This is a genomic window from Jeotgalibacillus sp. S-D1 (genome assembly GCF_004358665.1).
In the GTDB taxonomy this organism is placed as follows: domain Bacteria; phylum Bacillota; class Bacilli; order Bacillales; family Jeotgalibacillaceae; genus Jeotgalibacillus.
Map to the genome: position 1 here is coordinate 39,651 of NZ_SMZR01000004.1, position 26,368 is coordinate 66,018.

27 protein-coding genes are annotated in these 26,368 nt (G+C 42.1%); 22 read left to right on the forward strand and 5 right to left on the reverse strand.

What is annotated here, in order from left to right; translation table 11 throughout:
* Window positions 1-217 precede the first annotated feature (217 nt).
* Window positions 218-547: a hypothetical protein gene (locus tag E2R51_RS12985; RefSeq protein ID WP_133377516.1), complete on the forward strand. Its 330-nt coding sequence runs from the start codon at window positions 218-220 to the stop codon at window positions 545-547.
* Window positions 548-635: 88 nt separating this feature from the next.
* On the opposite strand, the gene E2R51_RS12990 is transcribed toward E2R51_RS12985, so the two are convergent.
* Window positions 636-833 carry a hypothetical protein gene (locus tag E2R51_RS12990; RefSeq protein WP_133377517.1) on the reverse strand — a complete coding sequence of 66 codons (198 nt, stop codon included), beginning with the start codon at window positions 831-833 and terminating at the stop codon, window positions 636-638.
* Window positions 834-1,180: 347 nt separating this feature from the next.
* On the opposite strand from E2R51_RS12990, the gene E2R51_RS12995 reads away from it, so the two are divergent.
* From E2R51_RS12995 to E2R51_RS13055, 13 genes are all read left to right on the forward strand, one after another.
* A complete protein-coding gene (locus E2R51_RS12995) occupies window positions 1,181-1,879 on the forward strand; it encodes a Na-translocating system protein MpsC family protein (RefSeq protein WP_133377518.1) in 699 nt (232 codons plus the stop codon).
* A gap of 316 nt (window positions 1,880-2,195) precedes the next feature.
* Window positions 2,196-2,465: a hypothetical protein gene (locus E2R51_RS13000; RefSeq protein WP_133377519.1), complete on the forward strand. Its 270-nt coding sequence runs from the start codon at window positions 2,196-2,198 to the stop codon at window positions 2,463-2,465.
* 3 nt (window positions 2,466-2,468) lie between these two features.
* The gene (locus tag E2R51_RS13005) at window positions 2,469-4,118 is read left to right on the forward strand and encodes a solute symporter family protein (RefSeq protein WP_133377520.1); all 1,650 of its coding nucleotides are present in this window, start codon (window positions 2,469-2,471) and stop codon (window positions 4,116-4,118) included.
* Window positions 4,119-4,138: 20 nt separating this feature from the next.
* Window positions 4,139-4,678 carry a hypothetical protein gene (locus E2R51_RS13010; RefSeq protein WP_133377521.1) on the forward strand — a complete coding sequence of 180 codons (540 nt, stop codon included), beginning with the start codon at window positions 4,139-4,141 and terminating at the stop codon, window positions 4,676-4,678.
* A gap of 34 nt (window positions 4,679-4,712) precedes the next feature.
* Window positions 4,713-6,305: an acetate--CoA ligase gene (locus tag E2R51_RS13015; RefSeq protein ID WP_133377522.1), complete on the forward strand. Its 1,593-nt coding sequence runs from the start codon at window positions 4,713-4,715 to the stop codon at window positions 6,303-6,305.
* A gap of 95 nt (window positions 6,306-6,400) precedes the next feature.
* Entirely contained in the window at window positions 6,401-6,943 is a 543-nt protein-coding gene (locus tag E2R51_RS13020; protein ID WP_133377523.1) for a GNAT family N-acetyltransferase, read from the forward strand.
* A 38-nt stretch (window positions 6,944-6,981) separates the two neighbouring features.
* Window positions 6,982-7,494 carry a GNAT family N-acetyltransferase gene (locus E2R51_RS13025; protein WP_133377524.1) on the forward strand — a complete coding sequence of 171 codons (513 nt, stop codon included), beginning with the start codon at window positions 6,982-6,984 and terminating at the stop codon, window positions 7,492-7,494.
* 159 nt (window positions 7,495-7,653) lie between these two features.
* Window positions 7,654-8,685 carry a LacI family DNA-binding transcriptional regulator gene (locus tag E2R51_RS13030; protein WP_306462119.1) on the forward strand — a complete coding sequence of 344 codons (1,032 nt, stop codon included), beginning with the start codon at window positions 7,654-7,656 and terminating at the stop codon, window positions 8,683-8,685.
* A gap of 163 nt (window positions 8,686-8,848) precedes the next feature.
* Window positions 8,849-9,601, forward strand: coding sequence for a sugar phosphate isomerase/epimerase family protein (locus E2R51_RS13035; protein WP_133377525.1), 753 nt, complete (start codon window positions 8,849-8,851; stop codon window positions 9,599-9,601).
* Window positions 9,602-9,633: 32 nt separating this feature from the next.
* Entirely contained in the window at window positions 9,634-10,929 is a 1,296-nt protein-coding gene (locus E2R51_RS13040; protein WP_133377526.1) for an extracellular solute-binding protein, read from the forward strand.
* A 115-nt stretch (window positions 10,930-11,044) separates the two neighbouring features.
* Window positions 11,045-11,989: a carbohydrate ABC transporter permease gene (locus E2R51_RS13045; RefSeq protein WP_133377527.1), complete on the forward strand. Its 945-nt coding sequence runs from the start codon at window positions 11,045-11,047 to the stop codon at window positions 11,987-11,989.
* Entirely contained in the window at window positions 11,986-12,804 is an 819-nt protein-coding gene (locus tag E2R51_RS13050) for a carbohydrate ABC transporter permease (protein ID WP_133377528.1), read from the forward strand. Before E2R51_RS13045 ends, E2R51_RS13050 begins: the two co-directional genes overlap by 4 nt.
* Before the next feature lie 30 nt (window positions 12,805-12,834).
* Window positions 12,835-13,860 (forward strand): Gfo/Idh/MocA family protein, encoded by a 1,026-nt coding sequence (locus E2R51_RS13055; protein ID WP_133377529.1) that lies wholly within the window; start codon window positions 12,835-12,837, stop codon window positions 13,858-13,860.
* A gap of 335 nt (window positions 13,861-14,195) precedes the next feature.
* Here the strand turns inward: E2R51_RS13055 and E2R51_RS13060 are convergent, their stop codons facing one another.
* Complete coding sequence (locus tag E2R51_RS13060) at window positions 14,196-14,495, reverse strand: TIGR04104 family putative zinc finger protein (protein ID WP_133377530.1); 300 nt, start codon at window positions 14,493-14,495, stop codon at window positions 14,196-14,198.
* Between the two features lie 87 nt (window positions 14,496-14,582).
* Window positions 14,583-15,110: a signal peptidase I gene (gene lepB, locus E2R51_RS13065; RefSeq protein ID WP_133377531.1), complete on the reverse strand. Its 528-nt coding sequence runs from the start codon at window positions 15,108-15,110 to the stop codon at window positions 14,583-14,585.
* A 466-nt stretch (window positions 15,111-15,576) separates the two neighbouring features.
* On the opposite strand from lepB, the gene E2R51_RS13070 reads away from it, so the two are divergent.
* From E2R51_RS13070 to E2R51_RS13105, 8 genes are all read left to right on the forward strand, one after another.
* Window positions 15,577-16,806: a DUF418 domain-containing protein gene (locus E2R51_RS13070; RefSeq protein WP_165967221.1), complete on the forward strand. Its 1,230-nt coding sequence runs from the start codon at window positions 15,577-15,579 to the stop codon at window positions 16,804-16,806.
* A 252-nt stretch (window positions 16,807-17,058) separates the two neighbouring features.
* A complete protein-coding gene (locus tag E2R51_RS13075; protein WP_133377533.1) occupies window positions 17,059-17,430 on the forward strand; it encodes a group-specific protein in 372 nt (123 codons plus the stop codon).
* A 16-nt stretch (window positions 17,431-17,446) separates the two neighbouring features.
* Window positions 17,447-17,962, forward strand: coding sequence for an RNA polymerase sigma factor (locus E2R51_RS13080; RefSeq protein ID WP_133377773.1), 516 nt, complete (start codon window positions 17,447-17,449; stop codon window positions 17,960-17,962).
* Window positions 17,943-18,194 carry a hypothetical protein gene (locus E2R51_RS13085; RefSeq protein ID WP_133377534.1) on the forward strand — a complete coding sequence of 84 codons (252 nt, stop codon included), beginning with the start codon at window positions 17,943-17,945 and terminating at the stop codon, window positions 18,192-18,194. Before E2R51_RS13080 ends, E2R51_RS13085 begins: the two co-directional genes overlap by 20 nt.
* A gap of 208 nt (window positions 18,195-18,402) precedes the next feature.
* A complete protein-coding gene (locus E2R51_RS13090; RefSeq protein ID WP_133377535.1) occupies window positions 18,403-19,083 on the forward strand; it encodes a response regulator transcription factor in 681 nt (226 codons plus the stop codon).
* The gene (locus E2R51_RS13095; RefSeq protein ID WP_133377536.1) at window positions 19,080-20,102 is read left to right on the forward strand and encodes a sensor histidine kinase; all 1,023 of its coding nucleotides are present in this window, start codon (window positions 19,080-19,082) and stop codon (window positions 20,100-20,102) included. Before E2R51_RS13090 ends, E2R51_RS13095 begins: the two co-directional genes overlap by 4 nt.
* Window positions 20,103-20,206: 104 nt before the next feature.
* Window positions 20,207-20,995 (forward strand): ABC transporter ATP-binding protein, encoded by a 789-nt coding sequence (locus E2R51_RS13100; protein WP_133377537.1) that lies wholly within the window; start codon window positions 20,207-20,209, stop codon window positions 20,993-20,995.
* Window positions 20,982-22,877: an ABC transporter permease gene (locus E2R51_RS13105; protein ID WP_133377538.1), complete on the forward strand. Its 1,896-nt coding sequence runs from the start codon at window positions 20,982-20,984 to the stop codon at window positions 22,875-22,877. The genes E2R51_RS13100 and E2R51_RS13105 overlap by 14 nt, the downstream gene beginning before the upstream one ends.
* Before the next feature lie 59 nt (window positions 22,878-22,936).
* On the opposite strand, the gene E2R51_RS13110 is transcribed toward E2R51_RS13105, so the two are convergent.
* Together E2R51_RS13110 and E2R51_RS13115 are read right to left on the reverse strand one after the other, a co-directional pair.
* A complete protein-coding gene (locus tag E2R51_RS13110) occupies window positions 22,937-23,692 on the reverse strand; it encodes a TraR/DksA C4-type zinc finger protein (protein WP_133377539.1) in 756 nt (251 codons plus the stop codon).
* A 280-nt stretch (window positions 23,693-23,972) separates the two neighbouring features.
* On the reverse strand, window positions 23,973-26,339 hold the full coding sequence (locus tag E2R51_RS13115) for a YhgE/Pip domain-containing protein (protein WP_133377540.1): 2,367 nt from the start codon (window positions 26,337-26,339) through the stop codon (window positions 23,973-23,975).
* Window positions 26,340-26,368: the final 29 nt, after the last annotated feature.

The window sequence follows — 26,368 nt, forward strand, 5'->3', positions numbered from 1 at the left end:
CCCTCCTTTTCAGCTACATCGTACTTTATGTGAAGGGGCAAACATTCATGCTTTAATTTTAAGGGTCGCAGAAATTTGATCTTGCTAAAAAAGGATTCTTTGAGATTATCCGCTTTTTAAAACATGGATAAAATGCAGACTCTATTGTTTTTTTATCTATTTATTGAAATAATTGTAAATGAGAAGAAAATCTTACAGGAGGAAGTTATGTATACGTATGAACAGTTTGAAAACGCTTGGTTCTTTTACTTTATTACGACCTATTTTCTTTACTTTATTAGTGGTGTCATTGTTTTTATTACTGGCAGTATTGGTGCCGAAAACCAAAAACCTGCTGAATGGTTTTACTGTTGCCTGCATCTCATTTGTCACAATTGTAGTTTGTGCACAGCTTCTTTTCTATGGCGCCATCATTGCAGATGAAACGAATTTGGGGGGAGATGCAGTCTCAACCTACCTTGTGTTAATCATTCTGGGGATAAGTTTATTTAATCCTTTTATATATTTTATTAAGAGGAGAGGACAATGGAAAACCTCCGGAATATGAAATGGTTTTTTTATCTGGCTGGAAAAAATGATTGATTATGGCGGTATAAATCAAAATTCGACTCAGAATAAATCTGAGTCGAATTTTTTTATTTATGATGATGATGAAAAATGGCGAGTAAAGCTTTTACGATTAGGAAAATGGAGAATACAATAACAGCGATAACACCGATCCAGGTAATGATTGTAGCCAATCCGGCAAAAGCCCCGGTTAATGCAGCGGCCACCTCTATTAAAGCAAAGCCGGCTACAATACCTGCCAACAGCAAAAGGATAAATCGATCCATCTGTCATCTCCTCCTTTTTTAAACTATATGAGGGATAAAACTGATTATGATTAGTGGGCAAAAAAATTTTTTTGTCGATGTTTGGTTTTTTATAATGACTTCGTTAAACGAGACAGTTTATTTTTGCTGAAGTGAAAAGATTCTTGCATACATAAAAAAAGTGTAAGAGGTCAGTAGAATGTGTATAGATACTGTATAAACAATTCGACAGAAGTTCAGGTAGCTTGGCGAGTCCATTTATTTTGGCGAAATAAATAGTATCCAGGTATAAATGAAGGGATTTAGCGGTTGGAAGTGTTCGTGATCAGAAGAAAATTCATGTTAACTAACACAAAGGAGGAGTACTTATGAGTATGAATAGTACGATTGAGTCAAGTGTTGCCCGGTTTTTCAGTGAATTTCTTGAGGAGCAATTTGGAGAGAAACCAGGTGCAGTTACAGTAGTTAGAAACCCTCCTTTTACCGTTGTGTATTTGGAGGAATTTTTATTGCCAACTGAAAAAGTTCTGATTAATCGGAATGAGTTAAATCGTGTACTGGAAACACGGGATTTTTTGATTCAGACTTTAAAGCCTGAAATAATGTCAGGTCTGAAGGAAATTTCAGGTGATGACTTCATGGGATTCTATGCAGATTGGAATGTGACACAAGAGACTGGCATATTCATTGCGGTTGGTGCTCAGGAAGGAGCATCTGAGAATTTCAAGTGGCCAAAAGAAGCTGACGAGGAAGGCATTCGGAAAGTAGTCCTTATGAACAGCAGCTACACTCAAAAAAAGCCTTGGCAGCTGCATTTCTACTGGCTGAATGATCAGCTTCTTTTAATTGAGCGTTGGGGGATCATGGTGGATATTGAAAAAGAACTGATTAAAAATGGAATTACGGAAGACCTAAGATTAGCTAAGAGGCCGATGGAATATCAAATGAAGAAACTATTTAACCTGGATGCACTTTTACAACGGCATGTGATTGAACTATTTGCGGACTGGGATTTTGAATTGGATAAAGGCTATTATGTACTTGTGATGGAAAATAAGAATAAATAAGCGTAAACACTCCCTGTAGCTGAAAGCTGCAGGGGTTTTTACGTTTTCCTCACTATTCATTCAAACTGGATAATACCTGCAGTAGGCAGAATGGTTTTAAACTCATGTTCTTAAAGAACAGTTCAACTCTATCAATCTAAAATTATCACAATATTTTAAAAATTATGATTGACGATTCATATTGATAGCGCTTACAATCATATTGTTACTTTACCTAAATTTGATAATAGAGGGGGTTATAGACCAAAATTGAGCGAACGCTCGGTCAGCGGATCAAGGATTAGTGCAACAAGTATATCCATTCTGGGGGGAACGTATGAGAGCTTATAAGAAAGAAGTGCAATTTACGATATGGATGACACTGGCGTTTGTTTTAGTGGGGAACGCTGGACTGTTTTTTGCGATGTTTCCTACAGATGCCATGATGTTCGGTTTTCCAGTCAAGTATATTGTGCCGATTTTATTGGGATGGTTCGGGGTGTTTTTCTTAACAATTGTGGCCGGGAAAATTGGAAACCACATTGATGATGAAATTGATCGTGAAAATGAATCGCTCGGGCATTCCGACGAAATAAAGGGAGCGTAATAGATGAACGGTGAAGGCTGGCAGTTATCGAATCCAATTCTCGGCTTGGCAGTTGTGGGGGCAACGTTTTTATTGTTTTACATAGTAGGGTATATTTCGAATCGTAAGAGTGCATCCGTCCAGGATCTATATGTTGGCGGAGGCAATGTAGGTGCATTAACGAACGGCCTTGCCATGGCTTCCACCTATATGAGTCTGGCAACCTTTTTAGGCATTACGGCTCTTATTTTAAATTTACAGGCTCCTTTTATTCTTTTATGGATTCAGTTGATTCTGGCAATCCCTTTGATCACGATCATATATGGGACAAGCCTGCGCAGGATGGGTGCCTTTTCTCCGACTCATTTTATACGGAATCGTTATGGAGTAAAAGCTTCTATTATTGCGGCTCTGTTTATGATTTTAGTATCGATCATGTATGCGCTTGGCCAGATGATCGGCATTGCTATTACATTTGAAACACTGCTTGGCATCCCTTATCTGACAGGGCTGATTGTTGGAGGATTAATCATCGTTGGGTATATAACAATCGGCGGGATGGCTGGAGCCACAAATAATGCAGCCATTCAGATGGTCATTATGGCACTGATGTTTATAGTGCCGCTCGCTGCCATTATGAAGGCGGTTGGGGGAAGCGGCTGGTATTTTCCTCCGTTGCTTTATTCTGATATGGTACCCGCCATGCTTGAATCTATGCCAACCTTCTTTGACTATCAATTTTCGCCAAAATGGTATTTTGCTATAATTCCAGCGCTGACAATAGGGGCCTTGGGTCTTCCCCATTTAGCGATGCGTGTGTATACAGCATCGAATTTGAAAAGCGCACGTTCAGCGATGGTATGGTTTGCTTTTATTTTAGGGCTGGTTTTTTCTGCAACCTATGCAATGGGATTCGTAGGCGTTTTCGCAACTGCTACTCAAGGGCTGAATGTTTCAGCTGCAGATGCTGATAAACTGACCATTATTTTAAATCTTGTTTATAACCCTGAATGGGTAACCGCACTTGTAATAGCCGGTGCAATATCAGCTGGTCTATCCACCTTAAGCGGAAATCTATTGGCGATTGGAGCATTGTTATCTCAGGATATCGTTGCCACGCTAAAGCCGAACATTTCACCAAAAATGAGCCTGAGACTAGGATACGCTGCAATCTTCCTTGGCGGGCTGGTGAGTATCCTGCTAGCAATTGAACCGCCAGCATTTTTAGTCGTTAGTATTTTATGGGCATTTGGCCTGGCTGGTGTTACAAATGCGCCCCTCATTATAGTCGGTGTATGGTGGAAGGAAGCCAATAAATTCGGTGCGATGGCAGCAGCGGTCGTTGGTGGACTCATTTATATCATTGTGTCCCCTTTTGTATTTCCAAGCATTGTACTAACAGGTCATGCAGTGACCGATGGCATGGGCTTGTCAGGTGCATTGCTTGCTGTGCCTGTGAGTTTCATCCTGCTGATTGTTGTATCCTATATCACAAACCGGATGCCTTCGCTCCAAAGCAAACTTAGCAGGCAGTCTGATATCGAACTAATTGAACGAATTCATGGCTGGAAAGACATTCAGTCCTACCGTTATAACAGTACAGCAGGTGCTGCAATTACTGTAGTAATCTCAACAGTCATTGCGATATGGGCGCTCATGCCATGGAATATGTAAAGCAAGAAGGAGTGTAGAAAATGGTCGGAAAAATGATCATATTTGATGAAGCAGCTTTTCGGGCATTTTTCAATTCACCAACGGTCGGGCTTGTGAGCAGGATCGTGCTGCTTATCGTTGGAATAGGTTATGGCGCGATTTCGATCGCGTCAAATGCCGCCTACATACTCAGTTTTGATTCATCTCTGCTGAGATTTTTGGTGGTTCCCGCTCTATTTATTGTCTTTGGTCTCGTCACTGCCCTGATTACGAAAGTGGGTCTCACACTGCTTCTTTGGGCAGCGGCGAGGGGGTTTGGGGGCAGGGGGCTGTTAAAACAGGTGGGCTCAGCTGCACCAGTCTCCTTGATCCCGGGGCTGCTGAGTGTTCCGTACCTTGCAGGAGCAGGAAACGTCAGTTATCTTATCCTGTCGCTGTTTGGGATTGTATGGATGTATATTATCAGTGTGAAAATTGTCAAAACCACGCAGGGTTTTAAGCAGGGAAGAGCCTGTATTGCAGTATTTTTCGCCTTCTTATTTTTAGCAAGCATTTATTATTTAGTCGTACCAACAACATGATCTGCACATGAATGAAACCGGGGGGAACAAACAAATGACTGCTTTAAATTTACTTGCACCAGAGCAATACAATCTTACTTCAGAACTTGAGAATTACAAGGATGATCATGAGCGTCTTGCCATTCGCTGGCTGGATCAGGAAGGGCACCGCCTGGATCTATCTTACCTTGAACTTTATGAAAAAATGAATCAATACGCACAGGCGCTTTTATCGCTGGGGATTAAGAAGGGGGATCATATGCTGATCATTCTCCCTCGTATTCCGGAAGCCTATATTACCTATTTAGCCTGCTTGCGTGCAGGCATTGTCGCTATTCCATGCTCTGAAATGCTTCGGAAAAAAGATCTGCTGTACCGGATGCATCATTCAGGTGCAAAGGGAATCGTTGCACACTATAAAACAACAGAAGAAACCAACTCAATTGACGAAGATGTTGAAACGCTGAAGAATAAACTCATTATCGGAGGAAAAGAAGAGGGCTGGATGTCGTTTGAAGAACTGGCTTCGAAAGAATCCGTCACATTTGATGCCGTGTCAACTCACCGTGAGGATGCTGCCTTTTTATCTTATACATCAGGCACCACGGGAAATCCGAAGGGGGTTGTTCATGTACATGCCTGGGGCTACGCGCATGTAAGGACGGCTGCAACGGAATGGCTGGGCGTTCAGCGAGATGACATCGTTTGGGCGACTGCTGCTCCGGGCTGGCAGAAGTGGATTTGGAGTCCTTTTCTGTCAACCATTACACTTGGGGCAACGGCATTAGTTTATCACGGTGCTTTCGATCCATTAAAATATTTATCTATTTTAAAAGAACAGCAGGTAAATGTTCTTTGCTGCACCCCGACAGAATATCGCATCATCGCAAAGGTGGAAGACCTCGACCAGCATGAACTGCCCGCTTTAAGAAGTGCGGTATCAGCCGGTGAACCGCTCAATAGCCAGGTTATCAGGGCATTCCAGCAGGCATTTGGATTAAATGTACGGGATGGGTATGGGCAGACGGAAAACACGCTGCTTGTCGGAACGCTTCAGGGAATGGAAGTAAAAGCGGGTTCAATGGGAAGGCCAACACCTGGAAATCCGGTTGAAATCATTAATGAACACGGTCAGCCGGCAGCAGCTGGAGAAGTCGGTGACATCGCAGTACACAAGAGTTGCCCCGCACTGTTCAGAGAATATTATTTAGACCCTGAGCGCACAGCAGCTGCATTCCGGGGAGACTGGTATATAACCGGTGATCAGGCAACGCGGGATGAAGATGGCTATTTTTGGTTTGAAGGGCGCAGTGATGATATTATCATTAGCTCTGGTTATACAATCGGGCCGTTCGAAGTGGAGGATGCCCTTATGAAGCATTCCGCTGTCAGGGAGTGTGCTGTTGTCGGAGCGCCGGATGAGATCAGGGGAAGTGTGGTTAAAGCCTATATTGTCCTGCGTGAAGCTGTGGCATTCAGTGAGCAGGCAGCATTGATAAAAGAACTGCAGGATCATACTAAAAAAATTACAGCACCATATAAATATCCGCGAATTGTAGAATTCCTTGAAGAGCTTCCGAAGACAGCGTCAGGGAAGATTCGTCGTGTGGAGCTGCGCAAGCTGACATCTACGAAGCCGGTCATGTAAACTTTCATTATTATGTACTGGACGATCGGGCCCTTCTATCTCAAAATAAAGATAGGAGGGATTCTTATTTTTGACTACTTTCAGGAGGGGATAGAATGCTGACAGGAAACACAGTTCATATAAGAGAGTTATATGGCAACGACGCTAAACATTTGCTGAAGCTTGAAAGAGATAACCGTCTGTTTTTTGAGACCTTCTCCATGCTCCGGGATGACGACTTCTATACGCTGAAGAGTCAGCAGGAGAGGATTAGGAAATACGCTGAACACCGTGAGAAGGATACAAGCTACAATTTCGGCATCTTTTCAAATGACGAGAACGAACTCATAGGATCGATCAGTCTTTTTCAAGTCATGCGTGGTTCTTTGCAGAATGCGGTTGTTGGCTATTTTCTGGATGAAAACCATAACGGAAAAGGCTATACCACTGAAGCAGTAAAGCTGATCTCTCACTATGCGTTTTCAGAATTAAAGCTGCATCGTTTGGAGGCTGGTGCAATGCCTCATAATATCGGTTCCATTCGGGTGCTTGAAAAAGCCGGTTTTCATAAAGAGGGAATCGCCAAGAAAAATGTAAAAATTAATGGTAAATGGGAAGATCATCAGGTGCTGGCTCTGATTAATCCGGAAGACGATTAAGTTAACTTCAGCATGCTAAATCCGGGGAGGCAAAACGAATGTACTTTTCCACAAGCCGCTTAAGGGTCAGAAAAGCAGAATGGAGTGACTATCCAGCATTTCATGAAATGCAAAGCAGCGAACGTGTTATGGGATTCATCATAGGGCGGGCAAAAACAGAAAGTGAAAACCGAAATGAAATGGAAAAAATACTAGCTTCATATAATCATCAAAAACAGGATTTTTTAGTCATGGTTATTTCGAGGAAGGATGATAAGCAGGATTTACTGATCGGTACCTGTGCAATAATCAAAAATGAGGAAGGAGAATATGAAATTGGCTACCGGCTTTCAGAAGCCTTTTGGGGGAAAGGATTTGGATCTGAGGTGCTGGAAGGGCTGATTGATTATTGTTTCCAGCGAACAGACATTTCTTCTGTTGTAGCGACTGTCCACAAAGATAATTTAGTGTCCTGTAAAATTCTCGATCGTTCGCCTATGGAACTGATAAAGGAAACAATCGACAAGGAGACAAAAGAGAAGGTCAGGATTTATAAACTGGAAAAAATGTAATGAGTGATAAAACAGAGGGATGGCGGCTATGATTCCAAGTTAGCTGCCTTTTATTATGGTAAAATAATCTTGCAATTCAGATTTTTAGCCCATATACTTTAAATGTAAACGATTACATACTTGCTTGAAGCACTCACTAAGGTTATCCGGGAGGGGTTCATGTTAGGAGCGAAAACGATGGTGAAAATGATTGATGTTGCGAAATTGGCCAATGTATCGACAGCTACAGTATCAAGAGTATTGCGAAACCCGGATAGTGTCAAAAAGAAAACAAGAGATAAGGTGCTTGAGAGCATTGAACAGTTAAATTATCAGCCAAATGTATTGGCAAGGCATTTCAGAAGAAGTAAAACCAATACAATTCTGGTCATTGTTCCGAACATAGCTAATACGATTTTTTCACAAATGGTTCAGGGAATCGAAGCAACAGCTTCTCAAAATAATTACCGTGTGCTACTTGGTAACTCGAACCGTAATGTGGAAAAGGAATATGATTTTTTGAATATTCTTCGTCAGCGACAGGTGGATGGAATGATTTTATTATCCGGAAAAATTGATCGAGATACGCTGCAGGAGCTGCTGGAACAGTATCCAATCGTGCTTGCGTCCGAATATTTAAAGGACGTGGAGATGTCAACTGTATGCATTAATAATATCAAGTGCGGAAAAGAAGCCACAAAGCATTTATTGGCACAGGGGCATCGCAGAGTTGCCCATATTTCAGGCCCCATGAACAGCATGCTGAGCGTTGACCGGCAGGGCGGCTATTTGGAAGCGATGAATGAGTATGGATTAAAACGGGATAACCGGCTGATTCTTGAAGGGGATTTTTCATTTGAGTCCGGCTATGAAAGAATGAAGGGATTTCTGCGTTTAAAAGATCGCCCAACCGCTTTGTTTGCTGCGAGCGATGAGATGGCGATGGGGGCCATTAAAGCCGCAAAAGCAGAAGGAATAGCCGTTCCCGAAGAACTTGCTGTCGTTGGATTTGATGATATACGATTTTCCTCCATTTTTGAACCGGGCATTACAACAGTAGCGCAGCCTGCAGTTGAAATGGGCAATACTTCTATGGAGCTTTTGCTCAAGCATATTAAGGATCCAGCCTTCAAGCCGGAATTAATAATGCTGGAAAGTGAAATGATCATACGGGAATCATGCGGTTTAAAAGTAAAAGAAGAAACGAGGTAAGGAATTTAGCTTGAGTAAAATGTAAACGATTACATTTTACTCCACTTCTCCTTCCTTCCAATATAAACATGTATTAACGGATTTTATTGACCTGGTTAATTGCTTAACTCATGAAACGACTATAACTAAATGTAATCGATTACATTTTTAGAGGAGGATATTTATGAATCGAAAAGGGATTGCTTTACAAATGTATACCTTGAGAGAAGAAAGCAAAAAAGATTTTGCAGGAACATTAAAGAAAGTGGCTGACTTAGGCTTTGATGGTGTAGAGCTTGCAGGCTATGGCGGGCTTACTGCTAATGAATTGAAGAACCTGCTGAAGGAGCTGGGACTTCAGGCAGCATCCAGCCATGTACCGCTGTCATCTATAGAGAATGAGCTGGAAGAAGTGATCCGCTATCAAAAGGAGCTTGGAAGTGCTCATATTGTATGCCCTGTGCTGCCTCGTGACAGACATACACAAAAGGACTATGAAAACCTGATTGCGACTTTAAATGAAGCAGGGAAAAGATGTTACGAAGAAGGCATTACGCTGTCCTACCACAACCACGATTTTGAGCTTGTGCCATTTGATAACGGAGTACAGCCGCTTGAAAAAATATTGGCAGAAACCAATCCTGAATGGGTTAAGGCTGAATTTGATGTGTATTGGCTGAAGAAGGCGGGTGAGGATCCTGTAGCCTGGCTTGAGCGCTATCAAGACCGAACGCCTCTGGTACATCTAAAAGACATGACGACTGACGGGGAGCAGTTTTTCGCTGAACTTGGAGCTGGCGGTGTCGATATTGATTCCATCGTCAGTCATCTGTTATCCGCGCCAGTGGAATGGTGGATCATCGAACAGGATCAAAGCAGAACAGACCCATTGGAAAGCATCGAAAAGAGTATTCAATATTTGAAAAAAAGAGCGTAAAACTGGCAATTAAAACGATAAGGGGGATGGCTATGAAACGTAAATTTTTACTTTTAACAACTTTTTGTATGATGGTTCTTGCTGCATGTGCACCCGGGGGAGGATCTGACAGTGAAGAGTCCAATGCGGTCAGTGGAGACGGGGGTTCCGGAAAACAGGTGCTTGATTTCTGGTATATTGACCCGGGCGAAAAGGAAAAAGTCTATCAGGAAGCTGTGGAACGGTTTGAGGAGAAGCATCCTGATGTTGAAGTGAAAATGCTCCGTGTTGCCAATGATGCTTATAAGCAGAAGCTTGCTGTATCAATGTCCGGCGGGAATGCACCAGATATTTTTAACAGCTGGGGCGGCGGCTGGCTGAAGCAGTTTGTTGACCAGGGACAGGTGCTGGATGTAACAGAAAGCATTGAAAAAGAAAGATTTAACGAGCTGGCTTTGGATAATACAACGTTCCACGACAAAATTTATGGATTGCCGCTGGGCTTATCATTGGATTTAGTATTTTACAATAAAGAGATTTTTGAAGAATATGGACTGACTCCGCCTGAAACATATACAGAATGGGTGGAGATTATCGAAACGCTAAAAGAAAATAATATTATTCCGATTGCATTAGCCAATCAGACCAAGTGGCCTGGGGCGTATTATCTTATGAATTTCGCTGCCCGTATTGGCGGACCTGATTTGTTTAATGAAGCTTTCTTGAGAGAAGGAAGAGGCTTCGATGATCCCGCCTATGTAGAGGCTGGTGAATATATTCAGGAAATGGTTGAAATGGATGCCTTCAATCCAGGGTTCAATGGAGTTCCTTATGATGAAGGCCAAGGCCGTCAGCTATTGTATTCCGGTCAGGCTGCCATGATGGATATCACTATGTCTTTAGTTAATAACGTTCGTACAGAAGCACCTGAGTTTGAAGAGAAGATGGATTTCTTTGTATTCCCAACTGTAGAAGGAGGACAGGGAAGCAATAAGGCAGTGGGTGCCTCAACGGGTCCTGTCTGGTCTGTTGCCGCTGATACCGAAAATCCGGATCTGGCTACTGAGCTCATTCAGGAGTTAACAAGCCAGGAAACAGCTGAAGCCTACACGAACCGTACCGGCTCTTTAACTGCAGTGAGCGGCGTAGAGCCTGAAGATGAATTCGTGAATCGTATGTATCAGGTTGCTGAAGAAGCCACACACCTGCAAATGCCTTATGATCAAACGCTGCCTCCTGAACTGGCTGAGCTGCATAAGGATACCACTCAAGCGCTTTTTGGTTTATCCATCACGCCTGAAGAAGCGGCAGAGCAAATGGAAGCCAAGGCGAAAGAAGTTCTGGAGTAACGGGAGAGGAGGGGGGAATCCCCCTTTTCGATATTTAAGGCTTTGTTAAACGTTGGCGTTGGTAAATCAACAACCAGTCGCTTAACAAAGCTTTATTTAAAAAGGAGGCTTATGTATGCAGCAAGCAGATGCACGATTGTCGACGGTTTTAGAAGAAGCCAGATCCAAATCGAAAAAGAAAAAGTGGAGAAATGCACTGACCATCCTGCTGTTTGTTTCACCTGCTTTAATTGTTTATGCCATGTATGTCATTTATCCGATTCTCGCGACGCTAAATTACAGCTTTTATGATTGGAATGGCAGCAGTGTTGGAACGTATATCGGGCTTCAGAATTATGTGCAGCTGTTCAGTGACAGCATTTTTTGGACGGCGCTGCGCAATAATACGTGGATTACATTAACGTCTGTCTTTGTTCAAATTCCCCTGGGGTTGATTATGGCATTGATGCTGTTTGCTCCAATTAAAGGGATCCGGCTCATGAGCAGTGTGTATTTTTTCCCTTTCCTCATGTCCACAGTAGCCATTGGTCTGTTATGGATCTACATGTTTGATCCGATAAATGGTTCGATTAATCAGCTGATAAATTTACTTGGCTTTGAAAACGTAGCCTGGCTAAGTGGGGAAAATACAGCGATTATTGCGGTGTTATTTGTTATCGTCTGGCAATTTGCTCCCTTTTATATGATCCTGTTTCGTGCAGCGATTGTGGGAATTCCGGAAGAATTGTATGAAGCAGCCGATATTGATGGGGCTAATCCCTGGCACAAATTTTCACGCATTACGCTTCCTCTTCTGATGCCAACCATCGTCAGTTCTTCTATATTAGCCATTGTGGGGTCTCTAAAGGCTTTTGATATCTTTTATGTCATGACCGGCGGTGGACCAAATCATGCCACCGAGCTGATGGGAACATATATGTTTAAACAGGCATTCGTGAATTTTAATATGGGTTACGCAAGTGCTATTGCCTTTGTCATGTTTTTCATAGCACTAATTGTCACGATTTTAATTCAGGCACTTGATTTTTACCGTCAAAAGAAAGGGGTATTTTCTGAATGAAATCTTTTTCTAAAATCCCTTTATATTTCATCGCCGCAGTGCTGCTGATTGTATCCGGCTATCCTTTTGTATACATGATTTCAACTGCCCTTAAAACTCAAAGTGAATTCTTTGAACAGCCATTTGCTTTATTTACTTCATTTAATTTAGAGAATTTCACCAATGTTTTTAAGCTTGGTTTAACTGGTTATTTTTTCAACAGTGTCCTTGTCACCGTCATAGCAGTGGGGGCCGTTGTCATTATTGGTGCGCTTGCGAGCTATCCGTTGAGCAGGATGAAGTTTCGCTTTAATCGGGTATTGTTCCTGTTATTTATTTCTGGCATGATGCTGCCGATTCATGCCACGCTGATTCCGATCTTTAAACTGTCAGAAAGCATGGGGATCTATGATACTTTATTCGCTTTGATTGGTCCTTATATTGCCTTCAGTTTGCCAATCTCGATCTTTATTCTGACACAGTTTATGCGGGAGATTCCAAAATCGCTCGAAGAGGCAGCCAAAATGGATGGCTGCACGCATTTAGGCATATTCAGACATGTCATCATGCCCATGCTGAAGCCTGCATTGATGGCCGTAATTATTTATAATGCGATTCATTTGTGGAATGAATTTGTCTTCGCCCTCGTCCTGATCTCAAGTCCGGAAAGTATGACACTTCCGCTTGGACTGCAGGCGTTTAGGGGAGATTTTGCAGTGAACGTCCCCGGCTTGATGGCTGCGTTGACGCTTGCAAGTCTGCCGATTTTAATCGTGTATTTATTCTCTCAGGAAAAAGTCGTAAAAGGACTGACAGGTGGAGCTGTCAAAGGATAATCGAAAAAAATAGATGGATGGTGAAGGTTTATGAAAAAAATTAAAATAGGGGTCATCGGCTGCGGCAGCATTGCGAGAAGGCGCCACTTGATTGAGTATGCTGAAAACATGGACGCAGAAATCGTCGCTGTAGTTGATCTGGTCGAAGAGAGAGCAAGGGAAATGGCGGAACAATACAATGCATCAGCCTACACCAATTATAAGGAAATGCTTGAGGACAGCGGGATTGATGCGGTGAGTGTTTGCCTGCCGAATCATCTTCATGCTTCAGCCAGTATTGATGCGCTAAATGCAGGCAAGCATGTCCTTTGCGAAAAACCGATGGCGACTTCGCTTGAAGAAGCAGAAAGCATGATAAAAGCAGCAAAAGAAAACAGTAAATTACTGATGATAGCTCACAATCAGCGGTTTGTTTCCTCCCATCAGCAGGCCAAAAAGCTTCTCGACAGCGGAGAGCTTGGCAAAGTATACAGCTTTAAAACCACATTCGGTCACCCAGGTCCTGAAAGATGGAGCATTGACGGCCGGTCCAGCTGGTTTTTTGATAAGGAACAAGCATTTATCGGTGCGCTTGGAGATTTAGGTGTACATAAATCAGATTTAATTCGTTATTTATTTGGCGAAGTAGCGGAAATCGGTGCTTTTGTCGAGACCAGTGCTAAGGAAAATACAGAGATTGATGACAACGCGATGTGTATTGTGAAAATGCAGTCAGGTGTAATTGGATCGCTGGCAGCAAGCTGGTCCTATGTATCAGGCAGCGATAATTCCACTTTTATATACACAGAGAACGCAGTACTAAAGCTTGAAGCCGATCCTGTTTATCCACTGGTCGTTCAGTATGCAAATGGGGATATCGTCAACTACGAATTGGCTAAAATTCAATCTAATGAGCAGGGAGTAAAAACCAATACCCATGTGATTGATCATTTCATTGAAGCCATTGTGCAAAACAAAGAGCCGCTCATCACGGGCGAAGAAGGAATGAAATCACTGAATGTTATTTTAGGTGCCCTTGAATCAAAAGAAACGAAGCGATTTGTTCAGCTCGTTTGATCAAAATTGCTGTGTAATAAGCCGGCCAAGCTTGGCCGGCTTTTGCGTTGGCTGCTGGGGGAAAGGGGAACAGGGAGGGGTGAGCGATAAAAGCTGAAACATGGTGGATATACAGAGAAATGTGATCGATATCTTAAGAAATCTGATCGATAAATCAATTAAATAGAGAAAAATGATTAATATAAATAAAAAATTGATCGATATATCACAGATAGTGATCGATATAACATGGAAAACGATCGATATTTTGCAAAAAGTGATCGATAAAAACGAACTGTTATGGACAAAGAAAAAAATCAGACCCTCTATTTGGGATCTGACTTTTTATATCGTGTTTACCATAGTGGGTCATCTTCATCCTTCAATACTAAAAAGAAGGGCATAACCATAAGAACGGCAATGAATAACAACAGCATTATGCTTAATGCAACCGGAATTGAAAGGTCAAGGATTGTTGACACAGGAAGCAAAACAAGAGGAATCATATTCAGTAAGCCCGCTTTTTGCCTTGAACTTCTGGTTTGGTACTGTTTTTTTTGACAGTGTGGACAATTCATCGTCCTATGGATTGTGAGTTGTTTCGTTAAAGCTTCTCTCCATGACCACTTATGCTGACAATATGTACATTTGGGCATTGGACATCACCTCGCTCATTGGCTATTTATACCTATTTATACGAGATGAGTTGATCGATAGTTTCATTTTTTCCGAAAAATCGATGATTAGTCCAGCCATCCAATCGATGCAATCGGATAAATTCGCATTTTCACTTCTCCAATTACGGATGCCGTTGAAATAACGCCGTAGCTCCTGCTGTCCATGCTTTTTAAACGGTTATCACCCATTACAAAAAATGAACCTTCAGGAACCTCTAATTCAAAGTCACCTGTGATCGGCTGATTAAACAAGCTGTTTTCTTTGTTCTGTTTTAGATAAGGTTCTTTATATATTTTTCCGTTAATCGACAGAATATCATCTTTAATCTTTATTTCATCCCCCGGCAAACCGATGACCCGTTTAATATGCTTATCAGCAGAGATGGGAGATTGAAATACAATTAAATCAAAGGCTTCGATGTCCGTTAGTTTAGAGATGATGACCCTGTTATCATCTTCGAAGGTAGGAATCATAGATTCTCCTTTTACTGTGACAGGAGTAATTAAATAATGGCGGCAAACTCCTACAATGACTAGTGCAATTAGAATTGACTTCAACCAGGAAATCAGTTCTTTCTTCGATTGCTTACTCACAGGGAACCTCCTATTACTGTCATTTTTTAGTGATAATGTAAGTTTAAACTATCTTGTCCTATTCCATCAACGAAATTTTGTGAGAATATAACATTATATGCGACTAAAATAGTAATATTCGAAAAAGACGGGCAATATGACTTATTTTTGAAAATTTTTGAGGAATGATAAAGGCGATGCGTTATATAGTGAGGGTGTTTTTTATAAATAGCACTGTAAAACAAGTCTGTTATTATGTTTAAACAATTGATTGGAGCTGAAGATATTAGCCCTACAGAGCTTCATCTCAAGGAAGCTCAACACCCGCCCCTTGAAAATCCTCCGCAAGTTGCGGAAATTAACGTCTCCTTTTTATTGTTCTTTTTCATTATAAATAAATAGTTTATTTTTCCATAAATAGATTGTTTTGTTGTTGTTGTTTGAGTACGATGAAATAGAAATGACTATTCGAGTTAGGGGGCAAATGATGGGTTCGATTAAAATGAATGAACGGATACATACCATCGATATTATTCGAGGATTCGCATTGTTTGGCATTCTTATTGCAAACATGATTACATTCAAGACACCTGTTTTTACTGAGGCTAGTGGTTTAATAGAGGGAGCGAGCCTTCCTGCAGGAGACCTGAATGCAGTGCTGACACTGCTTACGGCATTTTTTGTTGATGGTAAGTTTTATCCTATGTTTTCAATGCTATTTGGGTTGGGGTTTTACATTTTTTACAGCCGGTTAATACAGAAGGATCTGCCTGCCAAAACATTATTCAGGCGCCGTCTGGTCTTTCTGCTGCTTTTGGGTCTGGTTCATTTGTTTTTTATTTGGTCGGGAGATATCCTGCACACCTATGCACTGGCCGGATTTTTTCTCCCATTATTTATTAACCGATCTGTAAAGGTAATTAAAATTTGGGCGATCGCCATGCTTGGTGCAGGAATAGCTGTGTTTTCAGTTTTGGTTTTATTAAGTACTTTATTTATGCAATTTACTGTCAGCGAAGGAGTCGAATCAATAGAATCTCTTCGATCGACGGAGCTGGCAGCTTCAACTTTAATGGCAACCGGAAGCTTTAGTGAGATATTTCAATTCCGTCTAACCAATGAGGTACTTCCTATTTTATTACAAGTGGTACTTTCTCTTCCCACCATTTTGCCTTTGTTTTTAATCGGACTGTATTTTGGAAAAAAAGAAATGTTCCAGGATATTGGGGGAAATCTGCGAAGATGGAAAAAAGTAATGTGGATCGGGCTCGTTGTTGGTGCGCCTGTAGTCGGATTATCAGTAGCTGTTACCTATAACGTTTTTGATTGGGAGCCCTTTTTGACGGCCTTTATCGGCGGAGGATTAAATATGATCGGCGGTCCGTTTTTAATGCTGTTTTATGTTGCCTCAATCGTACTGATTACGAGAAAACAGAATATTGAACGATTGCTGATGCCGTTTGCTGCAGTCGGACGAATGGCTCTCACGAATTATTTAATGCAGTCAATCATTGCAGTTATCATTTTTAATGGATATGGCTTTGGTTTGTTTGGACAGGTATCGAAAACACAAGGTGTACTTATCGCGATTGCGATTTATGCCATCCAGGTTGTTCTCAGTCACTTCCTGCTAAAGCGGTATCCGCAGGGACCGATGGAATCTCTTTGGAGAAAATGGACTTATTCAAAAGTACAAAAGCAGTCAAAAGCCGCATAAAATAATCCAATACATTCGAGCCCATTATAGCGGGCTCGAATTTTTTAGATTAGGCCCATAATATTCAAAAAAGCGTTTGTTCCAATTCCCCAAATAATCACAAGTTACTCTGCTGTAAAAGGCTGCTCCCCTTAAAACGCAACTGCTGTTCATGAATCCTTTTTTTGCCGATAGAAAAAATTTCTATATCGAGTGAACGCGATCAATGTTCCGATGGTATAGCTAGTAAAGAAGGAAAAGGAGAGATCTTACATGGATATAGGCTCGATTATTTCATTGGTATTGGTTGGTATTATGGTGGTTGTGATAGTGGGTATTGCGATTCAAATGGATCGAAAGTACATTGTGAGGGAAAGAGGAAAGGTTAATTATAAAAAAACACAAGTCTATTTAAGGTGGAATGTGTTTGACACTCTGACACTTATTCTTGCGATCTATGCGGTCGTATGTGTACAGGTGCTTAATGTATTGATAATTACCGGTGAATCAATTGAAAATAATTATGTGCAATTTTTTTTGAATCAGGGTCAAGTGTGGACAACAATCAGCATCATTTATCTTGTTGTCAGAGTAACCAACACGCTAAAATGTATTAAATCACGTATAGGAGACCAAAGTGTCTAATCAGGAAAATGAGTGGATGGCTGCTTTTCAGAACGGTGACTCAGATGCATTGGAGAAGATCTATCTTGTGTTGAAAGGTCCGCTTTATTCGTTCATTTTCCGCTATACCAGAGATGAACAGCTGAGTATAGATGTTGTGCAGGATGCATTTATGAAGCTTCAGCGCAACAAGCATCAATTTAACCCGGAAAAAGGAAGATTGAGATCCTATCTTTTTCAAATAGGCTATCGGATTATGATTGATAAGCTCAATCGTCGAAAGAAGTGGCAGAGCATCCTGCCGTTTTTGACACCTCTTCCAAAAGAAGAGCTTCATCAGGCGGATCGAATGACCATCCGGGAGGCAGTGGCAAGGCTTCCGGATATTCACCGGTCAATTATTCTTCTTTTCTATTATCACGATATGACACATGAAGAAATATCCGGCATACTTGATATACCAAAAGGAACTGTAAAATCAAGAATTCATCACGCGATAAAAAAATTAAAAGAAGAATTGGGGGAGGATATTAATGAATCAAGATCCCTTTAAGAATGACCAATTTATTAAATCAAAACTAGATGAATATCACGTTGAAATCCCCGATATTCCGATACGAACGAAAACAAAGAGATGGGATCGTTTCATTAGCTATCTGGGATCTCCTGCCAAAAACCCGATCGAACCAGCTGTTTCCACAACAAATCGTCTTCTTCTGGTAAAAACAGTTCCGCTCGTTGGTGCTGCCGTCCTTACTCTTCTACAGGTGCTCGTATTGATATAAGTTTTAAAATAAGTCTTCTTGCTCACTGTAATGGGAATGATCTATATTGAAGATACTTGAATTGAGAGGCAGGGAGTTCATATTAAAATGGGCTCATGCCTTTTCATTTTGCTTTCATCTGCTGCATCCAGAATGGCAAACAAAATAGATGGGATTAACTGGCATAATATGTAACGTTTTATTATGATAAATGAAAGGAGTGAACGCTGTGCGTGTTTTTGTCGTAGAAGATGACGAACGAATTGTTGATGAAATGCGGAACCGATTGGCTCAGTGGAAGTTCGAGGTTATCGTGCCGATGGATTTTCAGGATGTGATGGGTACGTTTCGCGAATCTGAGCCCGCCATTGTCCTGCTGGATATTCAGCTGCCGGCTTTTGACGGTTTCTACTGGTGCCGTGAGATTCGGAGTATATCAACTGTACCGATTATTTTCTTGTCTTCACGGGATCACCCTCTGGATATGGTAATGGCGATGCAGCTTGGCGGAGATGATTATATTCAAAAACCCTACAATATGGACGTGCTGATCGCTAAGCTTCAGGCCATTGCCCGGAGAACCTATGAATATCATGAACTGCAAAGTGATACGGTCCATTGGAATGGAACGGAGCTTGATAAAAATAAAGGATTGCTGATAAAAGAGGGACAATCCGTGGAACTGACAAAAAACGAACTCTACATACTGGCGGTGTTGCTTGAGCAGCGCGATCAGATCGTAAGCCGCGACACATTGATCAGGAAGCTGTGGGATGATGAGCGGTTTGTTAATGATAATACCCTGACCGTTAATATGGGGCGCCTTCGCCAAAAGGTCACGGATTTAGGACTCGAGGGAGCAATTGTGACAAAAAAAGGGCTTGGGTATATGGCGGTGACGCTTGAATGATGGGTTATATAAAAGAACGAAGAAGCTGGATTGCTGCGTTTTTTGTGTTTATGCTGCTTGCTAATATCTTATTTTGGCTGGATGGCGGGTTGACTTTGGCAGAGGAGCCGGTTGTTTATTTTAATGGTCTTTTCACATTTCTTTTTTTCTTCTTCTTTATTTGGCGATACAAGCGTGAAACGGTGTATTTGCGGGAGATTCAATTAATGGCAGAAGAACCATTTACTGCGTGGGAAGAAGTCCTGCCTGAAGCACATTCACCACATCAGGAGATCATGAATAACACAATCCTGCAGGCGATTGATTCTTCTAGAGAAGCTGCAGCTGATCTGCAGAAACGATATGTATTAAAAACCAGTGATATTGAATCCTGGGTTCATGAAATGAAAACCCCCTTGACTGCAATGAAGTTGCAGCTTGAGCCTTACACAGACGATGTACGCTTTCAAAAACTTGAAAGGGAATGGACCAGATTGTACTTTTTGCTTGAACAGCAATTGTATTTATCCCGTTTGCCTTCTATTGAACATGACACGGTGATGGAGAAAACAACGATAAGAAATCTTATCTATCCTGAAATTAAGTCGTTTTTATCCATATGCCGGGAGCGGGGCATCGGGTTTGAGATTGAGGGGCAGGATCTGGAAGTGACAACTGATGTAAAATGGGGGCGATTTATTTTCAGGCAGCTGTTATCGAATGCGATTAAATATAGTCCCAATGATGTTGAGGTTTATATAAAGGCAGGACATGATGGCCAGGGACTTGCCCTTGAAGTCACGGATACCGGATGCGGGATTGATGCTCATGATCTGCCGAGAGTGTTTGAAAAGGGCTATACCGGCCAGGCCGGCCGTCTTCAGCAGGCAGCTACCGGTCTTGGTTTGTATTTGGCAAAGAGCGCATCCGAGCAGCTTCAGATTACATTAACGCTTGACTCAGATCCTGGAAGCGGTACTACAGCAAGAATTCGATTTTCACAACCGGGTACCTATCAGGCACCTCTGCATTCAATATGACAAAAATGTCACATTCCACTTGTGCATTGTCAGCTTAATCGAACGATTATAACCTCTGCATTCCGTATGATACAGGTAAGGAAAAACAAATGGAGGGAAAAATCATGGCAGAAACAACATCAACAAATCATCCACTGCTTGTAGCAAAGGATGTCAGAAAGGTATTTGGTACACGCAAGCGTACCACTGAAGTATTAAAGGGTCTTGATTTAACAGTTGGTGCAGGGGAGTTTGTCGGAATCATGGGCGCATCAGGTGCCGGAAAAACCACTTTTATGAATGTACTGGCTACTATTGACAGACCAACATCAGGTTCGATTATGATCGATGGCCAGGATATTATCACGATGAAAGATAAGCCTTTGTCCGCATTCCGCCGAGAATCACTCGGGTTTATATTTCAGGATTATAATCTGCTTGACACACTTACCGCAAAGGAAAATATTTTACTGCCGCTGTCACTAGGAAATTCACCCAAAAAAGTGATTGAACAGACGTATAACCAGCTTGTGCAGACACTTGATATTCAAGAAATGGGTGACCAGTATCCACACGAGCTGTCGGGAGGACAAAAACAGCGTGTATCAGCTGCCAGAGCCCTGATTCACCAGCCCAAAATGCTGTTTGCAGACGAACCGACAGGCGCACTTGATTCAAAGTCTGCAGCCATGCTGCTCGGTAAAATGGAAGAGCTGAACCGTACCCAGGGTGTCACGATTATGATGGTCACACATGACCCATTGGCCTCAAGCTATTGCAACCGCGTTGTATTTTTAAAGGATGGCAAGCTGTATACAGAACTTTACCGCGGCAAACGTACACGCCAGGAATTTTTTAATGACATCCTGAATGTACAGGCTGTACTAGGGGGAGAAGCATATGCGGCTCACTGAGCTTGTTCGTCGTAATATGATTAAGAATATGAAGCAGTATTATTTGTACTTTTTCTCCCTCATTTTTAGTGTGATGCTTTATTTCATTTTCTCAACCATACAATATGATGATTCAATCGGACAGGCGATTCAATCTTCCAGTTCCGTCAGCACTGCTTTTTTGGTTGGGGTTATTTTTCTGGCAGTTATTATGCTGGTATTTGTCCTGTATGCCAAGGCGTTATTTTATAAAAGGCGCGGCCGCGAAATAGGACTGTATCAGCTGATCGGGCTGTCCAAGTGGCAGGTGGCTAAAATGCTTATTATTGAGAACTTGTTTTTGCTTGCAGGTGCCACTTTAATTGGAATAGCGCTTGGACTAGTTTTTGCCCGCATCTTCCTGCTGCTGTTTATGAAGGTGCTGCAGCTGAATGCTGAAATTTCCTTGGAGTTCTCAGGAGAAGCAATACTGCAGACCGGTGTGCTGTTTTTATCAATTCTGACTCTCACAACCATTCAGACCATTTTAGTCATCCAAAAGCATTCACTGGTGGAGCTTTTCAGGTCGAAGGAGCAGGGGGAAGGCATTCAGGAGGAACGTCCTAAAAGACAGGCGATTATGGCCGGTTTAGGTGTGCTGTTCATTGGATTTGGGTACTGGTTATCAGGAAATATGATGAATGCTTTTTTATTTTTTAATATGCTTGCTGTGTTATTCTTCACTATTTTTGGGACATTTTTATTGTTTCGTGTCACGATCAGCTGGCTGATGGAACGAATTCGCAAACGGGCTGACGGCCATCTGTCGTTTAAAAATGCGCTTTCCATCGCACCGATGATTCACCGCATGAAAAGCAACGCCAAGCTGTTTACCCTGATTACCACCCTTTCTGCCATTACGCTGACACTGACAACTGGTGCTTATTCCCTTTATTATTCCACAGCAGAAGAATCCCGCGGGATGTATCCTCATGACTTTATGTTTACGCAAAGTGATGCTGAGCAAGCGGAGAGCTTCACTGCACTGCTTGAGGATAAAGAAATCGGCTTTAAGGCTGCGGAAATAGAAACGGTAAATAAAGAGATCACGATGGAAGGCTTTGACCAGGGATTTGGAATTGAAACTGAGGCCCAGCCAACGACTTTTGCACCGTTCAGTCAGCTCCAAAAGGCAGGTATAAACGTCAAAGCGGAAGCTGGGGAAGGAATATACTACGGGACATTGGGTCCTGAGGTAAACGTAGAAAATGCTGTTATTACTGCTGATGATCAGAAAGTTTCACTGATCGACGCGAAAAATATGTATGCATTGAATATTGACACGAATTATTCGGTTACGGCCGTGGATGACCGCACGTTTCGTTCCCTGCAGGAGACGGCTGAAACAGAAACGTATACGACCGTGAACGTGTCAGATGAAGAGGAACGGGAACTGGCAAATGAACTGTATCATTCTGTTTTTTCAAATGTGGATGGAGACGACCTAGCCACTTACGTGGACCGTTTTAAACAATCGCTTGAATCCGCAGGAATGCTTATCTTTATTTCCGGTTTTCTCGGCACCGTCTTTCTAGCTGCAACTGGAAGTATTTTGTACTTTAAGCAAATGACTGAAGTGGAAGAGGAGAAATCCAGCTACCGCACACTTCGCCAGCTGGGTTTTACAGTGGAAAATATGGTAAGCGGAATTGGCCGCAAGCAGCTTTTGTTTTTCCTGCTGCCTCTCGCGATCGGACTGCTGCATTGCTACTTTGCTATTCAGTCAATCGATTTTCTGTTCCGCACCAGCATCGTCGTACCGGTTGTCATTTCAATATCGGTTTACACATTAATCTATGTATTTTTCTATGTGCTCAGCCTGACGAACTCTCGAAAAGAGGTCAGGGCAGTGCTGGGGAAATAAGAGGAGGCTGCACAGCTGTGCAGCCCTTTTTAATGAAATGTATTAAATAATGAAATGTATTAAATTTCGTTATGATCGCTGTATGGTTCTTTTTCAGCAGAAGGAAGATCACCAAAAATCGTCATGATTCCTTCTTCATCCAGCGCCTCTTCATACCGCTCATGCTGTTTGTTTGGATAGACCGTAATCATTTTCCCTTCAATATCGACACCGATAAAGTTCTCATAATCCTCCACATAGCCATGATTTTCATCCCACTCAGAGTAGTTGTTTTCAAATTCAGATGGCGGACTTTCATTATCCGATGGCGAATCGGAGCTGCCAAAACGTGCAACATCCTGCCAGGAGTCCTCGGCGTCATAACTGACATTTTCATTTTTGTTATCCAGATCAAATTGGCCAAAGGGCGGGGTGAGAGCTTGTTCCTCAATCGGCCTGCTTCGTGAGACGGATGTATCCGGCGTATGATCGATGCAGTAGCGGGCTGTTGGTAGCGCCTCCAGGCGTTCGAATGGGATATCTTCATCGCATTTTGCACATATTCCGTACATTCCAACCTTCATTGCTTCCAAGGCAACTTTTATGTCCTGAAGCTCAAAATTTTTGTGCTCATTTAAAGCAAGATCTTTTTCACGTTCATATAACTCCGATCCCATGTCTCCCGGATGATTATCGTAAGAAGATAGTTCACTTACCGCATCTTTGTGGCTTTGTTTCAGGTCGAAATGTTCATGATGTTCCAGTTGGTCTTCCAATTCCTTTTTTCGTGCCATTAACTGTGAACGAAATGATGCCAGTTGCTGGGTATTTAGCATATGAATCATCCTTTGCTGCTTAGTTGTTTCCTTTTTAGACTTTCCTAAAGGTGATTTTTTACAACAGGAATTTGTTTTGCGAGGGGAATTTGGGCTTGCTCAATAAAGCGTGAATTGTAGAACGATTAGCTTGAAATGTAGAATCTTTGCATTTGACTGTAGAACAATCCCTGCGAGATGTAGAATTTGAGCATTGAATGGTAGAAACTTCGATCTGAACTGTAAAAGTTCGCTTTTTACAGAACAAAAAACTGTGCCCCGTTTAAGGGACACAGTTAAATTAGTTTATTTCTGCACCGAGGTCGCTGCTTTTCTTATGCTTGATTACAAAATAAGCAGTTGTTAAAGCCATGAATACAGCTGTATACGTAAGCAGGATGGCAATATTGCTCCACATGAACTGCACATCACCGCTTGAGATAACCGATTTAAAAGCCTGAACCGTGTACGTCATCGGCAATAGGGCGTTGATCGGCTGCAGCAGATTAGGAATCAGTTCGACTGGGAATGTTCCTGCACTGGTTGTTAATTGTAAAATAAGAATAAGAATTGCAACGAAACGTCCTGGGTCACCAAAGACCGTTACTAAAAATTGAATAAGGGTCATAAACGTTATACTTGTGACGATCGATACCAGGATAAAATAAGGGACGCTGGTTACTTCCATTCCAAGGCCAAATAACAAAATAGCATCTGTCAAAAGAGCCTGGATAATGCCGACACTCGCTATAATGCCAAATTTTCCGGTAAACCAGGTGAAACCATTCCGCGGTTTTACAGCTGGTTTATTAATCGTGAATACAATGGTAACGAGTAATCCTCCTACAAATAATCCCAGTGAAATGAAGTAAGGAGCAAATCCTGTTCCATAATTCGCGACATGATTAATGGGTTCTTTTTCGACATTTACCGGATTTGCAAACATGTCATAGGTATCTGAAGTTCCTTTTACTCCGCTTGCCTGATCTCCCGCATCTGCGAGTTTATCATGCAAGGTTTTTGTGCCGTTTAACAGCTCTGTATTGCCGTTTGCAAGCGAAGCTGATCCGTCGGCCAGATCATGAACCCCGTTCGTAAGCTTTTGACCACCACCTGAAAGCTCATTCAGGCCGATGTTTAATTCATTGGATCCGCCGGCAAGTTTTCTGGCGCCAGAATCTGCGTCATTGACCCGCTGGTTAAACGTCTGCATGTTTTCAACATAACTGTTTTGACCGCTGGCAAGTTTGGCAGAACCGTTTTCCAGCTCTTCTGCTCCAACAGCAAGCTGATGAATGCCATTTTGCAAGCTCTTTTGACCTTCGTTCAGCTGGATCACTCCGTCATGAAGCTGATTAAAAGCTGGATCAATCGCTGTTTGAATTTGGGATTGAATTTGTTCTTCAATTCCTGCAGCCTCCTGTGAAAGAGTGGAGCCGAGGGAAGAAGTGCCTTCAGTCAGTCCCGAATCAACTGCTTCTGCAACCTGATTTTCTATTTCTTCCCTTGAAGGTGCATTTTGCTTTTGCTGCTGGATAACAGCATCGATCGTATCCTGATCGACTCCGTTTTCAGAAAGAACATCAGCTAACTGACCAAGCTGTGCCTCCTGACGGGCAGCTGCTTCTTCGGTAACTTTTTCTGCTAAGGGAGCGGTAAGCTGGGGCTGAAGCTCATCCAGGCCGGCACTTACCTCCTCAATTCCTGCTGTCAATTCCGCGCTTGCCTGACTTGCAATTTGCGCCGGTAATTCCTGTTGAAGCTGCTGTATACCGGCTGCAACCTGATCTGTGCTTTCTATTAAGGCCGGCGTTTTTTGATCCAGTTCAGTTAAACCAGCTCTTGTCTTCGATGCGCCATCTGCTACTTGTCCGCTTCCGCTTTGAACATCCATTGATGCATTTAACAGCTGATCACTTGCATCAGACAATTGAGTCATTCCTGTGGATAACTCATTCGCACCGTTCGCCAGCTCCTCTGTGCCGGAGCTTGCACCCTGGAGCCCTGCTTGAAAATCAACTGATTTTGATGCAAGTTCTTCTAAATGGTTCTTTAAGTCAGTGGATCCATCTGTTAATTTAGCTGCGCCGTCTTCCAGGTCACCTGCTCCATTACTTGCTTTTACCAAACCGTTCGCCATTTCATCGACCTTCCCAAACATGGTCTCTGCATAAGTGGAAGTGATCTCTTTAGAAATGGAACTTTTTATTTCATTAACTGCTGTTTCGCCTATCTGGGCAGATAGGAAGTTATAGCCTTCATTCGGAACATATTTCAACTCTAATTTATCAGGTTGTTCATCCATAAGGGTCGATGCATTTTGTGAAAAGTTTTCGGGAATTTCCACAACCATATAATATTTTTGATTTTCCAGATCCCGATAGGCTTCTTTTTGTGAAACAAAGTGAAAATTGAATGAGTCGTTGTCCTTTAAGTTTGATACAAGGTCATCTCCAAGAGTGAGCTGTTCATCTTCATAATTGTACCCGCTATCGCCATTGACAACAGCAACAGGCAGGTCACTTAATTTCTCATATGGGTCCCAAAAGGACCATAAAAACATGCCCGCATATAAGATCGGTACAAATAAAATAGCCAGTAGCGGGATAAATCGTTTTCTATTCGTAAAGATGTGTTTAAGTTCAGCGATAAATAGTGAATTTTTCAATTGCTATTCCTCCAGTTGTTTAAAATGAC